The organism is Massiliimalia massiliensis, assembly GCF_900155615.1.
In the GTDB taxonomy this organism is placed as follows: domain Bacteria; phylum Bacillota; class Clostridia; order Oscillospirales; family Ruminococcaceae; genus Massiliimalia; species Massiliimalia massiliensis.
In genome coordinates, this window is sequence record NZ_FUHT01000004.1 from 500281 (window position 1) to 513025 (window position 12745).

Here is a 12745-nt window from a genome sequence, read left to right on the forward strand (position 1 = left end):
GGTCATTGATAGAAATGAATAAAAATTTTAAAGGAGAAAACAAGATGCTGAATTTTACATTTTATAGTCCTACCTACTTTGCGTTCGGGAAGGGAAAGCAGGAGGAAGCAGGAAAACTTGTCAGCCGCTTCGGAGGACACAAGGTACTGATCCATTATGGGGGCGGATCGGTAAAGCGAAGCGGACTGCTGGACGCAGTCTGTGCATCGCTGCAAAAGGAAAACCTGCCCTATCTTGAACTGGGAGGCGTCAAGCCAAATCCGCGCTCCGGCCTGGTATATGAAGGAATTGAGCTTTGCCGGAAGGAACAGGTGGATTTCATTCTTGCTGTCGGCGGAGGCAGTACGATTGACTCTGCCAAAGCAATCGCGGCAGGAGCAGTGTATGCCGGCGACTTTTGGGACTTTTATGAGGGAAAGCTGATCGAGCATGCTCTGCCGGTTGGGACGATTCTTACCATTCCTGCGGCAGGCAGCGAGGGCTCACCGGACAGTGTGATTACAAAGGAAGAGGGGATGCTCAAGCGCGGTGCTACCGGCGATGCGATCCGTCCGTGTTTTTCAATCCTGAACCCTGAGCTGACCGCGACCTTGCCGAAATATCAGGTGGCCTGCGGCGGCGCTGACATTATGGCGCATATCATGGAACGCTACTTTACCAATACAAAAGAGGTGGAGGTAACAGACCGTCTTTGCGAAGGGCTGTTCTGCACCATGCTCAAAGAGCTTCCGAAAGCGGTCAGAAACCCGGCTGACTATGACGCCCAGGCAAATATTATGTGGGCAGGCATGACGGCGCATAACAATGTTGTGGGCGTAGGCCGCGAGCAGGACTGGGCCAGCCACAATATAGAACATGAGCTTTCGGCACTGTATGATTGTGCGCACGGGGCAGGACTCAGCGTTATTTTCCCGGCATGGATGAGATATGTTTACAAGCATGACGTTATGCGGTTTGCACAGTTTGCCGCCCGCGTTTTCGGCGTGACAATGGATTTTCAGAATCCGGAGGAAACTGCCCTGGAAGGCATTTGCCGGCTGCAAAATTTCTGGAGCAGCTTAGGACTTCCGGTCAGCTTTGGGGAGCTGGGAGCCAAGGAAGAGGATATCAGCTTTATGGCGGAAAATATTGCGTATGGTGAAACCGGAATCGGAAATTTTGTCAAGCTGAAGGCTGAGGATGTAAAAGAGATTTATCGTTTGGCATTATAAAATAAAAAGTGCGCGGATTTAACATTCCGCGCACTTTTATTCGTTATGTATTCGGCTGTTCCGCTTTTTTCTGGCGTACTGTCGTGCCCAGGCTGTTCTGAATCATTGACATCACATGGGTTTTCTCCAGAATTTTGATAAATACTACCGAAAGAATGGAACCGCCGACTGTACTGATTAAGAACGGGAGGACATAAGCAAAGACAGCGGCTTCTTTCCCGAGAAGGAAAACGGCGACCGGATAAGCGGCCAATGCGCCCAGAATCCCTGTGCCGAAAACCTCTCCGGCAAAAGCGCACCAGAGACGTTTGCCGTATTTGAAGGCAAGGCCGCATAAAAGCGCGCCGATCATACTGCCTGGAAAAGCAAGCAGGCTGCCTGTTCCTAGCATCAGCCGGATCAGAGAAGTGATAAATGCCATGGAACAGCTATATACAGGACCTAAAAACACGCCGGCCAGGACGTTGACCGCGTGCTGAGTCGGCAGGCATTTGGAAGCGCCGACCGGAATTGCAAAGGAGGAGCAGACGACGCCAAGCGCAATCAGCAAAGCGGCAAAAGCTAATTTTTTTATCTGTTGGTTTTTCATAATAATCCAGAATCCTTTCTCAATGTAATATTGTCTGTCTTACCGGGAGGTGAAGGATCAATCCCGGCTAAGAGAGATTTTGCTATGCGTCGGCCTTTTTCCCGATCATAGGCACCGCACCGATTATTGCGGCAATGATCGCGGTGATGATCATTTCCGGCAGCATATAGGTAGCATTGTATACAGCGGAATAGAAGGCGTATAAGCCAGGGCCGCTGAATGCCTCCAGAACTTTTGCTCCCCACTCGGAAATACTGTCCTGGGTGAAGAACCATTCCGCATATTCGCCGAAGAAGATAAAGCCGGAGATAAAATGAGAGACAAACTTTAAAAAGAGGGCCAGAAGCGCCCCGGCTGCCAAAGCTGCGGAGGGACGTTTCAGCTTATTGCGGAAGATACCTCCGATACCCAGAATCGTGTCAGCCAGAAGATAGTCAAAAAATACGCTTCCGATTACGGCGACTCCGGTAATTCCTTTAATTTCTCCCAGACCGAGCAGAACCTGTAAAAGAGCAAATACAAAGCTGCACAGGAATCCCCATTTCAAACCGTGGCGATAAGAAAAAAGGATGATTGGCAGCGTGCTGCACAGGGTGATGTTTCCGCCGTATGGAAGCGCCGGCAGGTGGATGAATGTGAGAACCACGGCGATTGCCAGCAATACGCCGGCTTCAACCATGGTTTTCAGCCTGTTGTTGGTCATGAAGCATTACCTCTTTCAAATAAATATTTTATTTGAAATCAGACCTTGGGACGCGCTGGCCTTTTACAAGAAAAAACGCATGAGAATATCCCTCATGCGCACGAAAACAGCTTGCTGAAAAACCAGCAATGAAATTACAGTATTATTGTAATCTTCCTACGTTGGGATTATCCACTCAGGTTCAAAGGGTTAAAGGCTTCAGCCTTTTCTCAGCCGTTGACGGCACCCCTGATTTCGTTTTTAATTATAGGAGGACTGGCTTAATTTGTCAAGAAAAAAATACGGACAGGCGAAAAGCTGGATTGTATCTTTCCTGAATGTATGCTATAATAGTGAAAAAATTAGCGAAAAAGGAAGCAAACAGGGGGCCGTAGGATTCTTCTGTTTGGCTTGAAGGTTTGGAGGAAGTCGCGATGACGAAAAAAGAACGGGCGCTGCTTGCCATCGAGAGACTGAAAGGGCTGTATCCGGAGGCGGTATGTTCGCTGACCTATAAGCATCCTTATGAACTGTTGATCTCAACCCGGCTTTCTGCCCAATGCACAGACGCCAGGGTCAACATTGTGACCGAGGTATTGTTTGAAAAATATCCGACGTTGGAGTCTCTTGCGCATGCAGAGTATGATGATATTGAACAAATAGTTCGTCCGTGCGGACTTGGAAAAACCAAGGCAAGAGATATCATCATGATGTCCAATCAACTGATTGACAATTACAACGGGGTTGTTCCTGACACTATTGAAGAGCTGCTGAAGCTCTCCGGAATCGGGAGAAAGACCGCTAACCTGGTGGTTGGGGATGTGTATGGCAAGCCGTCGATTGTGACGGATACCCATTGCATCCGGATTTGCGGGCGGCTCGGCTTAACCGATGGATCTACTGTTCCGCTGGCTGTTGAAAATCAGCTCCGGAAGATTCTGCCTCCGGAAGAAGGCGGTGATTTCTGCCATCGTTTGGTACATTTTGGGCGGGAATGGTGCATGGCCAGAAATCCGAGGTGCGAAGCATGTCCGTTATCTGATATCTGCAAAAACAAAACAAAAAATGACAAAAGAAAAGGTAGATGAAAAGAATGAATCAAATGGAGAATGACAGTGTTATTTTAGAGCATCTGGGCGATGAAAATGAAAAATATATGGGTGCGGTGGTTCCGCCTGTCTACCTGACGTCCCTGCATGTTTTTGATACGGCTGAGGAATATCTGAATTTTGACGCTTCCAAGGAAGGGGCTTATATTTACGGGCGGGTATCAAACCCGACGGTAGAGATTGCCGAACGGAAGATCGCGGCTTTGGAACGGGGAGAACGGGCGCTTCTGTTTTCCTCCGGGATGGCGGCAACCAGCAGTGCAATCATGGCAGCCTGCAAAGCCGGAAGTCATATCATCTGTATGAATAATGCCTATGGGCCGGTTAAAACCTTTATCACCCAGGTCTGTATGAAAAAATTTCAGATGACGGTGTCTTATGTCAAAGGACTTGATATCAGTGAATATGAGCAGGCCATCCGTCCGGAAACTGCCCTGATTATCATGGAAAGCCCTTCCACCTTTGCTTTTTCTGTGACGCCGATCCGTCAAGTGACTGCCCTTGCGAAAAAGCACGGCATTAAGACCTATATTGATAATACCTACTGTACCCCAATTTTCCAGAAGCCATTGGAAATGGGGGTTGACCTGGTAATGCATACCCTTTCCAAATATATGGGAGGACATTCCGATATTATCGGCGGTGTTCTGGTTTCAAAGGACGCAGGGCTAATGGATTATATTCAGTCGAATATGCGGGAGCTTTACGGAGGTATTATGGGGCCGATGGAGGCCTGGCTGGTGCTGAGAGGGCTGCGCACGCTGTCTGTCAGGGTCAAGGCACACCAGGATACAGCGATGGCTGTAGCGGAATTTTTGGAAAAGCAGGATAAGGTATCCTGTGTGCGGTATACTGGGCTAAAGTCCCATCCGCAGCATGATCTGATTGCAGCCCAGCAGACGGGCCATACGGGGTTAATGACCTTCGATTTGGACGGCGAAAAATCGAACGCCCTAAAACTGGTCAATAAGCTGCGCTATTTTAAAATCGGCTGTTCCTGGGGCGGATTTGAAAGCCTGGCAATCCCTGTGATGTACAAGGCTTCCAGGGAGGAACTGGATTTTCTCGGACTGAGCGGCAGTACGATCCGGATTCACTGCGGGCTGGAGGATCAAGAAGTTTTACTGGAGGATTTGGATCAGGCGCTGAGGAGTCTTTGATCAGTGCTTCAGTCTTAATATTTAGACAAATAGCTGTAAAAGGAGATATATGATGGACTTTTGCTTTTTCTGGAAAGAAGTGCTCATTACGCAGTCTGCCTTAAAGTATGGTCTAGTTAAAAAGTCATTTGAAGAGAACAAAATACCCTATAAAGTTAAAATTGTTAATAACGGAAATAATGCCCGAACAAACGGGATATTAGTAGGGCAAATTGGAGAACGACCTGAACTTGAAATAATCTATTATTTGTATGTGAAGAAGCAGAATTTGGATTTGGCAAAATTGATTGTCAGAAATATAAAAGCAGAATAAATCTAAAAAAATGCTTGACAAAATTCTGCATAGTCTGTATAATAATATGCGTGGCTCCGAAACGGGGCTACGTAAGATCGAGGTGTGGCTCAGTTTGGTAGAGCGCTGCGTTCGGGACGCAGAGGCCGTGGGTTCAAGTCCCGTCACCTCGACCAATAAAGCCTGTATATCCTTTTGGATAGGGTGTACAGGTTTTCTGTTTGGAGGCATAGCTCAGCTGGTTAGAGCGTTCGCTTCACATGCGAGAGGTCGTGGGTTCGAGTCCCTCTGCCTCTACCAAACGGATTTTTATAGCTTCAGATGAAGGCGTAGCTCAGCTGGTTAGAGTACCTGCTTGACATGCAGGGGGTCGGTGGTTCAAGTCCACTCGTCTTCACCAAAACGCCCGGAACCGCCTTAAATAGGCGGTTCTGTTTTTTTATCCCCGAAAAATTCTTATGTAGCTTTCAATCAGTTTGACAGCAAAAGGAGCAGACGCCTATTCAGCGTCTGCTCCTTCGCCGCCAGGGCCGTCCCGGCGGTCACGATGATCGGGATAATACTTTAAATTAGGGTTTGTCCATTGATTATCAGCAGCCGATTTTTTTTCAGTTGATTTTTCCGGAGCCTTGGATTTGTTTTCTCGTTCATAGCACTACTTCCTTTTGCGTTATGAATAAGCAGTTTTAAGCGTTTTCGCCTTCTTCAACAATTTTCTCCAGAACTGAAATCAGCTCCGGAAGCGTATTTAGCGTAATATTCCGGGAAAGGATTTCGTTCTTCAGATCGATTGGGAGAGATTCAAACTGTTCTTGAATTTTAGGGCCAATAGTAGACATCACAACACCTCGTTTCAAATTTATCATTAGTATATCCAAAAGCGCGGCAAAAATGCTTTTGGCGGGATATTTGCCGGTAATCGGAAATCGGCTCCGGGAGAGAAAAAAGCAGGAGTACCCCTTTTCACAAAAACTTTACATCTCCGGTTTGTATCTTTCGAACAAGTGTGCTATAATAGGACATAAAAATAAAGCATAATTCACATGAAGTGGATGGAGGATTTTATGGGGAAATATCAGGACGTCACCTGTCCGATTTGTCATAAGCCAATTGAAAATGGGGAACCGATTGCAATCTGCCCGGAATGCGGTGCGCCCTACCATAAAGCCTGTGTGGAGAAAACAGGGAAATGTGTCCGCGATGACCTGCACGCGGCCGGAAAGGCGTGGGAGCCTCCGAAAAAGGAGCAGGAGACCTATACCCGGACAGACGTACCGAACCGGTGCAGCCGCTGCGGCAGCCTGAATCCACCTCAGGGATTGTTCTGCGAGGTCTGCGGCAACCCGCTGCGTACGGTGAAGCAAAACCCGAATGACCCGGTTCGAAACGACCAGGCAAGCTACCACGGGAACGCGGGCGTAAATATCGGACAGAATCCGCCCGGCGGGAAGGGGTATCAGAGCCCGCCGCCTCAGATGGCTTATAATCCGTTTACTACGCCGTTCGGAGGAGTGAATCCGGATGAAAACATAGACGAGGTTCCGGTACGGGATGTCGCGATTTTTGTAGGGCAGAACAGCTCCTACTTTATTCCTAAATTTAAACAGTTCAGCGAAAACAAGAGCTGGTTCAGCTTTAATTTCGCGGCGATGTTTTTTCATGGCTTTTATTTCCTTTACCGGAAAATGTATCTATGGGGAGTTTTGTTTCTTGTTGTAATGCTGGCGCTGGATGTGCCGAATATCCTGACAACAATTGACATGGCCCGCCAGATGGTTGATCCAAGCGCTGAAGCCTGGTTTAACAGCCAGCAGCTTCTTGTGATCGGAAATACCTTTTCCATGATTTCGATTTTTGTCCGGTTTGTCTCCGGGGTGTTGGCAAACCGCCTTTATAAAGGATATGCCATGGGTTCTATTCAAAAGCTTAAGGATAAAAACCCGGATCATGACGCCTATGTCGCGGCGCTTACAAAGCATGGATCGGTTTCTACCAAGCTGATCATGATCTGCCTGGGGGTATATCTGGTATCGATGTTCGCCCTCTCTTTCCTGATCATGAGCGTCGGAATAGGAATATAAAAAGTACTTGACAGAACCTGCCGGACAAGGTATAATATTTCTGTTATCCTTGCTCTGCGTTACGGCGCAGGGCCAAAGTCCAAAAGGAGGTGCTTTTCAATGGCAAAATTGGAACAGAGCTATGAATCAATCATCATTTTAAGTACTAAATTAGGTGAAGATGGTATCAAAGCCACAGTTGCAAAATTCACTGACATGATTTCTAAGGCTGCAACCTTGGATTCTGTTGATGAATGGGGTAAACGCAGACTCGCTTATGCGATCAATTATGAACATGACGGCTACTATGTTATGTTTAACTTTACCAGCAAACCGGATTTCCCGGCAGAGTTGGATCGTGTTTACAAGATTACTGACGGCGTAATTCGTTCTATGATTATTGCAAAATCAGAAGAAAAGTAGGAGTTGATTGGTTATGTTGAACAAGGCGATTTTAATGGGAAGGCTGGCGGCTGACCCAGAGCTTCGTCAAACTCCGAATGGCGTATCTGTTACGGCGTTTCGCATTGCAGTAAACCGTACCTATAACCGTGACCTGACCGACTGGATTGATATTGTCGCTTGGCGGCAGCAGGCTGAATTTGTCTGCAAATATTTCCAGAAGGGCAGTATGATTATCGTAGAAGGTTCAATCCAGACCAGAAACTACGAGGATAAAAACGGAAATAAACGGACTGCTGTGGAAGTAGTGGCGGATCAGGTGCATTTTGCAGAAAGTAAGAACGCACAGAGATCAAGTTCTCAGAATTTTCCGTTGCCGACTGAGATGAACGAACCCGCTAAGGGAACCGGATTTTCCGTTGGGAATATGGACGATTATGAGGAATTGGATACCGATGACGGCGACCTGCCGTTTTAATCACTAAAAGAGGGAGGTACTTGAAAGATGGAAAGAAACAACAACCGTGGGAAACGTTCCCGCAGAAAAGTTTGTGCTTTTTGCGTAGACAAGGTTTCTGAAATTGATTATAAAGATGTTGCAAAGCTGAGAAGATACTTGTCGGAAAGAGGAAAAATCGTTCCGAGACGTGTCACCGGCACATGTGCGCGCCATCAGCGTCAGCTGACTATTGCGATCAAGCGTGCTCGCCACATTGCTTTGCTGCCATATGTAAGTGAATAAACCCACTGCGTATCAGGGAATCGAAGATGGCCATACTGTCAGGGTATGGCCATTTTTATTTGTCTAATTTGTAGAATAAATATAAATTTTTAAACATTTCTGTTGACATTATAGTAATACTCAATTAAAATATTTTGTATGCTGTATCAAAAATAAAGGAAGAAGGGGGAAATCGGTATGAGTCAGCGCATAGAAGAAGGTCTGAACGATTATGCGGTTTTTGATTGGTCGGTCATGAGCTTTGTGTCGGAAATGCTGGATGAATTCAGCCGATATCAAGACCCGAGAGAAGCAATTTATCATATTTTGGAAAGGATCGGCGATATTTATCAGGTTGACCGCGTTTATATCTGTCTGTTTTCCAGCGATGAAGAGTCCTTTCAAACAGATATCCAGTGGTACAAGGAGGAAGCGGGTCCGGTAAAATGGAGCTATCCGGCCCGGCGTGAACAGGTGCTCTCGATCTTCCAATACGGCTGCCTGGCGAAGTACGACCGGGTTTCTGATATTCAGGATGCCGGGGCACGCGCTTATTTTGAGGAAATGAATGTAAAGGCCAGCCTGGAGTATTTGTTGGTGAAAAACGGCTATGCCTTTGGGTGGATCAGCTTGGACGACTGCCATAAAACACGCCATTGGGAAACACGGGAAATCGAATTGCTCCAGACTGTGGCCATGCTGTTCCGGGAAAGAACCTATCGTTTGGAATAAGCCGGCTTCTTTACAGCTTATTGTTTTTATGTTATACTGGTTTACTGTGAAAATCTTATTAGGGCGGTTGGGTACAGCCTGCATTTTTATAGAGAGTATAAGCGCTTGCCTTTCGTATGTAGGCAGGCGCTTTTTGATGGAAAAATAATAAGGAAGAGAACTGTAAATTTCAAATGAGAGGGAATGTGATTAGGATGGAACGGAAAAGAATCCCATTCCAGGCTGCTGTATTTGACCTGGATGGAACGCTGTTGGACTCAACCTATGTATGGGAGTGGGTAGATCAGGAATTTTTATCCCGCCGCGGTATTGCTGTTCCGGCAGATTACATAGAAGCGGTTTGCGCGAAATGCTTTCAGGAAGCCGCCGACTATACTATAGCGCGGTTTAATTTGTCTGAAAAGGCAGGGGACATTATTCAGGAGTGGCATGACCTGGCCTTTTATCAATATAGTGAGAAGGTACAGCTAAAATCCTATGCAAAGGAGTATCTGCTGGAACTAAAGGGAGCTGGAGTCCGGCTGGCGGTTGCATCCGGTTTGTCGAAAGACCTGGCTGTCCCGGTGCTGAAGCGGAATGGGATTTTAGAATTATTCGATCAGTTTAACTATGCCGGCGAGGTGGCAAGGGGAAAGGAATTCCCGGATTTATATCTGCATACGGCGGAACGGCTTGGCCTTCATCCGTCGGAGTGCATCATGTTTGAAGATGTGCTGCCCGGTGTGCGCAGCGCAAAGCAGGCTGGAATGCAGGTATATGGCGTTGCCGATTTTTATTCCCAGGGACAGAAAGACGCGATTGTCAGCGCAGCAGACGGCTATCTGGACGATTTCCGTTTGGCGCCGCTGCCGGAAAGGATGTGCAGATAAATGGGGGAATATTGGGATTTGTTCAACCAGGATGGAGAAAAGGTAGGCGAGCTGCTGCGGGACAGTCAGATGCCGCCCGGCTGCTATCACAAGGTCGTAAGCGTTTGGGTCAGGGATCGCTCGGGGAGATACCTGATGTCCAAGCGCTGCGCGTGGAAGCGCTATCCCAATCTCTGGGAATGTACCGGGGGCTGTGTGCAGCGCGGGGAATCGGAGCTGGAAGCGGCAGTTCGTGAAATGCGGGAAGAGGTAGGTGTTATATTGGCGCCGCAGGATGGAAGGGTTATCCATTTCGAACGCCGGGATGAAATTCACGATTTTTATACGGTCTGGTATTTTGAGCTGGATGCTGACCGGCCGGCGTTACAGCTCCAGCCGGAAGAAGTGGCTGATGCAAAATGGATGGATATGGACGAGATTGACAGGCTTTGGGAAGAGGAGCAGATGCACCCTCTTTTGGCATATTACAGGGAACTGACGGCTAAATCTGTTCTTTGATCCGGTCGAGCGCGCCTTTTTCCAATCGGCTGACCTGCGCCTGGCTGATGCCGATCTCCTGCGCGACCTCCACCTGGGTTTTTCCCTGGAAAAACCGCAGGGTCAGGATGGTTTTCTCGCGGTCATTGAGCTTGGTCAGCGCTTCCTTTAAAAGGATTTCACCGAGCCAGTCGTTTTCGTCGCTCTTGTCTCCAAGCTGATCCATGACATAGATAGTGTCCCCGCCGTCGGAATAGACAGGCTCATAGAGGGAGACCGGGTCGACGATGGCCTCCAGTGCGACGACAACGTCTGCTTTGGGCATATCCAGTTCTTTTGCGATCTCTTCGATAGAGGGTTCCCGGTCCAGGCTGCGGATCAGCTTTTCCTTTGCCTGCATCGCGCGGTATGCGGTATCCTTAAGGGAACGGCTCACCCTGACAGAGTTGGAATTGTCGCGCAGAAACCTGCGGATTTCCCCGATGATCATCGGGACGCAATAGGTCGAGAAGCGAACGTTAAAGCTGGTGTCAAAATTGTCGATCGCCTTCATCAGGCCGATACAGCCCACCTGGAACAGGTCGTCCAGGCTCTCGCCCCGGTTGGTAAAACGTTGGATTACGCTTAACACAAGCTTAAGGTTGCCGCTGATCAATTTTTCCCTTGCAGTTGGGTCGCCTTCTTTCATTTTGTTGAGGTATTCAATCCGTTCTTTTTCTTTGAGTACAGTTAGCTTGGATGTATTGATTCCGCTGATTTCTACCTTGTTAGCCCACATCATTGATTACCTGCCTTTTTCGATGAATTACATCAGGAAGTATGAACAGGAAATTGAAAAATCAAACAGATGGTAAAAATTAACGGTTTCTTTTTGCTTTCTTTTACTTATTGACGAAGTCGTTGTTCATCAGCCCAAATACCAAAAGGGAGGCTTTTGCTTCGCCTTGACGAAAAAAATAGATGTGTTATAATAGCTTTAAGGACAATATTCTTCTCCCGGCCCGGAGAAGGATATTTTATTTTGCATCAATAAAAAATATGGGGATGAAAAATTGTCTGCACAAACAAATGATTTAGGAACGTTTCCTGTACATAAGCTTCTGCTGCGGCTGGCGGCACCGGCTATTCTGGCACAGCTCATTAACGCACTGTACAATATTGTGGACAGAATCTATATCGGAAATATGTCTGGAATCGGCCATTTGGCGATTACCGGCGTTGGGCTGACCTTTCCGATTATCACGCTGATCGCTGCGTTTGCCTGTATGGTAGGGATGGGCGGAGCGCCGCTGATGTCGATGAGCCTTGGGGAAAAGAATCTGCAAAAGGCACAGAAAATACTCTCTACCTGTATGGTAACGCTGGCGGCTTTGGCTGTTGTTTTGACGGCGGCCTTCCTGATCTGGAAAATCCCTTTTTTATATGCGTTCGGCGCAAGCGATGATACGATTTCCTTTGCGGATGAATACATCAGTATTTATTTGATGGGCAGCATCTTTGTCATGATTTCTCTGGGGCTAAACAGCTTTATCACAGCACAGGGCTTTTCAAAAACCGGGATGCTGACTGTAGTAATCGGAGCTGTGGCAAATATTATCCTTGATCCGGTATTTATCTTTGTATTTGATTTAGGTGTGCGCGGTGCGGCGATTGCTACGGTTATTTCCCAGGGAATATCTGCGGCGTGGGTGCTTGCGTTCCTTTTCGGCAAAAAGACTACTGTCAAGGTGAGACTAAAAAATTGCGGATTGACTGGAAGTTATTAGGCGCCGTCCTGGCTCTGGGAATCTCACCGTTCATTACGCAGTCGACGGAAAGCCTGGTTATGCTTGTTTTAAATACATTATTGCAGCATTATGGGAATGATTATTATGTGGGTGCAATGACAATCATATCAAGTGTATCGCAGGTAACAATGATGCCGCTGATGGGCTTGACCCAGGGTGCGCAGCCGATTTTGAGCTATAATTACGGCGCTGGGCAGTTCGGCCGGGTACGAAAAGGGTACAAGCTTTTGATGCGCTATTGTGTTTCCTATGCCTTTTTGCTCTGGCTGAGCTTTCTGCTTGTCCCGCAAATCTATATCCATCTTTTCAACAGTGAACCGCATTTAGTCAGTACGGCTGTTCCGGCTCTTCGGATTCAGATGGGATGTATCTTTGCGATGGGAGTACAGAACGGCTGCCAGCAAACCTTCCTTGCGTTGGGCAGAGCTAAGATATCACTGTTTTTGGCACTGCTGCGGAAAATTGTGATATTAATCCCGCTTGCGTGTATTTTGCCCTTGTTTATGGGTGTGAACGGTGTCTTTTATGCACAGCCGGTGGCTGACCTCCTTGCGGCCAGCAGTACTGCGGCCTGCTTTGCCGTCTTTTATCATAAACACCTGAAAAATGCCGGGAAAGCGTTGCGGGAGGAAACTTAACAAGATATAAAAAGCA

The 12745-nt window shown here is 47.4% G+C and carries 15 protein-coding genes, 3 tRNA genes, 1 pseudogene and 1 riboswitch; of the genes and pseudogenes, 15 read left to right on the plus strand and 4 right to left on the minus strand.

Annotated features, from left to right (window positions below):
* The first annotated feature begins 44 nt into the window (after positions 1-44).
* The gene (locus CZ360_RS10935) at positions 45-1211 is read left to right on the plus strand and encodes an iron-containing alcohol dehydrogenase (RefSeq protein WP_077534820.1); all 1167 of its coding nucleotides are present in this window, start codon (positions 45-47) and stop codon (positions 1209-1211) included.
* Positions 1212-1254: 43 nt separating this feature from the next.
* On the opposite strand, the gene thiW is transcribed toward CZ360_RS10935, so the two are convergent.
* Positions 1255-1800 carry an energy coupling factor transporter S component ThiW gene (thiW, locus tag CZ360_RS10940; protein WP_077534233.1) on the minus strand — a complete coding sequence of 182 codons (546 nt, stop codon included), beginning with the start codon at positions 1798-1800 and terminating at the stop codon, positions 1255-1257.
* 82 nt (positions 1801-1882) lie between these two features.
* Positions 1883-2503 carry an energy-coupled thiamine transporter ThiT gene (locus tag CZ360_RS10945; protein WP_077534234.1) on the minus strand — a complete coding sequence of 207 codons (621 nt, stop codon included), beginning with the start codon at positions 2501-2503 and terminating at the stop codon, positions 1883-1885.
* Between the two features lie 136 nt (positions 2504-2639).
* A riboswitch (TPP riboswitch) is annotated at positions 2640-2743 on the minus strand.
* A gap of 173 nt (positions 2744-2916) precedes the next feature.
* On the opposite strand from CZ360_RS10945, the gene CZ360_RS10950 reads away from it, so the two are divergent.
* The 6 genes from CZ360_RS10950 to CZ360_RS10975 all read left to right on the plus strand — a co-directional run bounded on the left by CZ360_RS10950 (position 2917) and on the right by CZ360_RS10975 (position 5443).
* A complete protein-coding gene (locus CZ360_RS10950) occupies positions 2917-3570 on the plus strand; it encodes an endonuclease III domain-containing protein (protein WP_077534235.1) in 654 nt (217 codons plus the stop codon).
* Positions 3571-3575: 5 nt separating this feature from the next.
* On the plus strand, positions 3576-4751 hold the full coding sequence (locus tag CZ360_RS10955) for a trans-sulfuration enzyme family protein (protein WP_407656974.1): 1176 nt from the start codon (positions 3576-3578) through the stop codon (positions 4749-4751).
* A 49-nt stretch (positions 4752-4800) separates the two neighbouring features.
* The gene (locus CZ360_RS10960; protein ID WP_143530230.1) at positions 4801-5064 is read left to right on the plus strand and encodes a hypothetical protein; all 264 of its coding nucleotides are present in this window, start codon (positions 4801-4803) and stop codon (positions 5062-5064) included.
* 78 nt (positions 5065-5142) lie between these two features.
* Positions 5143-5219 (plus strand) — tRNA-Pro (locus CZ360_RS10965).
* A gap of 47 nt (positions 5220-5266) precedes the next feature.
* Positions 5267-5343, plus strand: a tRNA-Val gene (locus tag CZ360_RS10970).
* A 23-nt stretch (positions 5344-5366) separates the two neighbouring features.
* Positions 5367-5443: transfer RNA gene (locus CZ360_RS10975), tRNA-Val, on the plus strand.
* Positions 5444-5729: 286 nt separating this feature from the next.
* Here CZ360_RS10975 and CZ360_RS14140 read toward each other — a convergent pair.
* Positions 5730-5882, minus strand: a complete 153-nt coding sequence (locus CZ360_RS14140; protein WP_162494504.1) for a hypothetical protein — start codon at positions 5880-5882, stop codon at positions 5730-5732.
* 225 nt (positions 5883-6107) lie between these two features.
* Here CZ360_RS14140 and CZ360_RS10985 point away from each other — a divergent pair, with 225 nt between their 5' ends.
* The 7 genes from CZ360_RS10985 to CZ360_RS11015 all read left to right on the plus strand — a co-directional run bounded on the left by CZ360_RS10985 (position 6108) and on the right by CZ360_RS11015 (position 10325).
* Positions 6108-7124: an RING finger protein gene (locus tag CZ360_RS10985; protein ID WP_159438258.1), complete on the plus strand. Its 1017-nt coding sequence runs from the start codon at positions 6108-6110 to the stop codon at positions 7122-7124.
* Between the two features lie 99 nt (positions 7125-7223).
* Entirely contained in the window at positions 7224-7526 is a 303-nt protein-coding gene (rpsF, locus tag CZ360_RS10990; protein ID WP_077534240.1) for a 30S ribosomal protein S6, read from the plus strand.
* 13 nt (positions 7527-7539) lie between these two features.
* Positions 7540-7983 carry a single-stranded DNA-binding protein gene (locus CZ360_RS10995; protein ID WP_077534241.1) on the plus strand — a complete coding sequence of 148 codons (444 nt, stop codon included), beginning with the start codon at positions 7540-7542 and terminating at the stop codon, positions 7981-7983.
* A gap of 27 nt (positions 7984-8010) precedes the next feature.
* Positions 8011-8247 (plus strand): 30S ribosomal protein S18, encoded by a 237-nt coding sequence (rpsR, locus tag CZ360_RS11000; protein WP_077534242.1) that lies wholly within the window; start codon positions 8011-8013, stop codon positions 8245-8247.
* A 177-nt stretch (positions 8248-8424) separates the two neighbouring features.
* Positions 8425-8958 (plus strand): GAF domain-containing protein, encoded by a 534-nt coding sequence (locus CZ360_RS11005; protein ID WP_077534243.1) that lies wholly within the window; start codon positions 8425-8427, stop codon positions 8956-8958.
* Positions 8959-9152: 194 nt separating this feature from the next.
* Positions 9153-9827 (plus strand): HAD family hydrolase, encoded by a 675-nt coding sequence (locus CZ360_RS11010; protein WP_229408046.1) that lies wholly within the window; start codon positions 9153-9155, stop codon positions 9825-9827.
* Positions 9828-10325 (plus strand): NUDIX hydrolase, encoded by a 498-nt coding sequence (locus CZ360_RS11015; protein WP_077534244.1) that lies wholly within the window; start codon positions 9828-9830, stop codon positions 10323-10325.
* On the opposite strand, the gene sigG is transcribed toward CZ360_RS11015, so the two are convergent.
* Positions 10309-11082, minus strand: a complete 774-nt coding sequence (gene sigG, locus CZ360_RS11020; protein WP_077534822.1) for an RNA polymerase sporulation sigma factor SigG — start codon at positions 11080-11082, stop codon at positions 10309-10311. The genes CZ360_RS11015 and sigG overlap by 17 nt on opposite strands.
* A gap of 274 nt (positions 11083-11356) precedes the next feature.
* Here sigG and CZ360_RS14390 point away from each other — a divergent pair.
* Positions 11357-12729, plus strand: a pseudogene (locus tag CZ360_RS14390) (MATE family efflux transporter).
* Positions 12730-12745: the final 16 nt, after the last annotated feature.

Bases quoted from the DNA above. Each gene is read 5' to 3' on its own strand.
- CZ360_RS10935 (WP_077534820.1), top strand. From the start codon at position 45: ATGCTGAATTTTACATTTTATAGTCCTACCTACTTTGCGTTCGGGAAG.
- sigG (WP_077534822.1), bottom strand. From the start codon at position 11,082: ATGTGGGCTAACAAGGTAGAAATCAGCGGAATCAATACATCCAAGCTA.
- CZ360_RS11015 (WP_077534244.1), top strand. From the start codon at position 9,828: ATGGGGGAATATTGGGATTTGTTCAACCAGGATGGAGAAAAGGTAGGC.
- CZ360_RS10950 (WP_077534235.1), top strand. From the start codon at position 2,917: ATGACGAAAAAAGAACGGGCGCTGCTTGCCATCGAGAGACTGAAAGGG.
- thiW (WP_077534233.1), bottom strand. From the start codon at position 1,800: ATGAAAAACCAACAGATAAAAAAATTAGCTTTTGCCGCTTTGCTGATT.
- rpsR (WP_077534242.1), top strand. From the start codon at position 8,011: ATGGAAAGAAACAACAACCGTGGGAAACGTTCCCGCAGAAAAGTTTGT.
- CZ360_RS10960 (WP_143530230.1), top strand. From the start codon at position 4,801: ATGATGGACTTTTGCTTTTTCTGGAAAGAAGTGCTCATTACGCAGTCT.
- CZ360_RS10945 (WP_077534234.1), bottom strand. From the start codon at position 2,503: ATGACCAACAACAGGCTGAAAACCATGGTTGAAGCCGGCGTATTGCTG.
- CZ360_RS10995 (WP_077534241.1), top strand. From the start codon at position 7,540: ATGTTGAACAAGGCGATTTTAATGGGAAGGCTGGCGGCTGACCCAGAG.
- CZ360_RS11010 (WP_229408046.1), top strand. From the start codon at position 9,153: ATGGAACGGAAAAGAATCCCATTCCAGGCTGCTGTATTTGACCTGGAT.
- CZ360_RS10955 (WP_407656974.1), top strand. From the start codon at position 3,576: ATGAATCAAATGGAGAATGACAGTGTTATTTTAGAGCATCTGGGCGAT.
- CZ360_RS10985 (WP_159438258.1), top strand. From the start codon at position 6,108: ATGGGGAAATATCAGGACGTCACCTGTCCGATTTGTCATAAGCCAATT.
- CZ360_RS11005 (WP_077534243.1), top strand. From the start codon at position 8,425: ATGAGTCAGCGCATAGAAGAAGGTCTGAACGATTATGCGGTTTTTGAT.
- rpsF (WP_077534240.1), top strand. From the start codon at position 7,224: ATGGCAAAATTGGAACAGAGCTATGAATCAATCATCATTTTAAGTACT.
- CZ360_RS14140 (WP_162494504.1), bottom strand. From the start codon at position 5,882: ATGTCTACTATTGGCCCTAAAATTCAAGAACAGTTTGAATCTCTCCCA.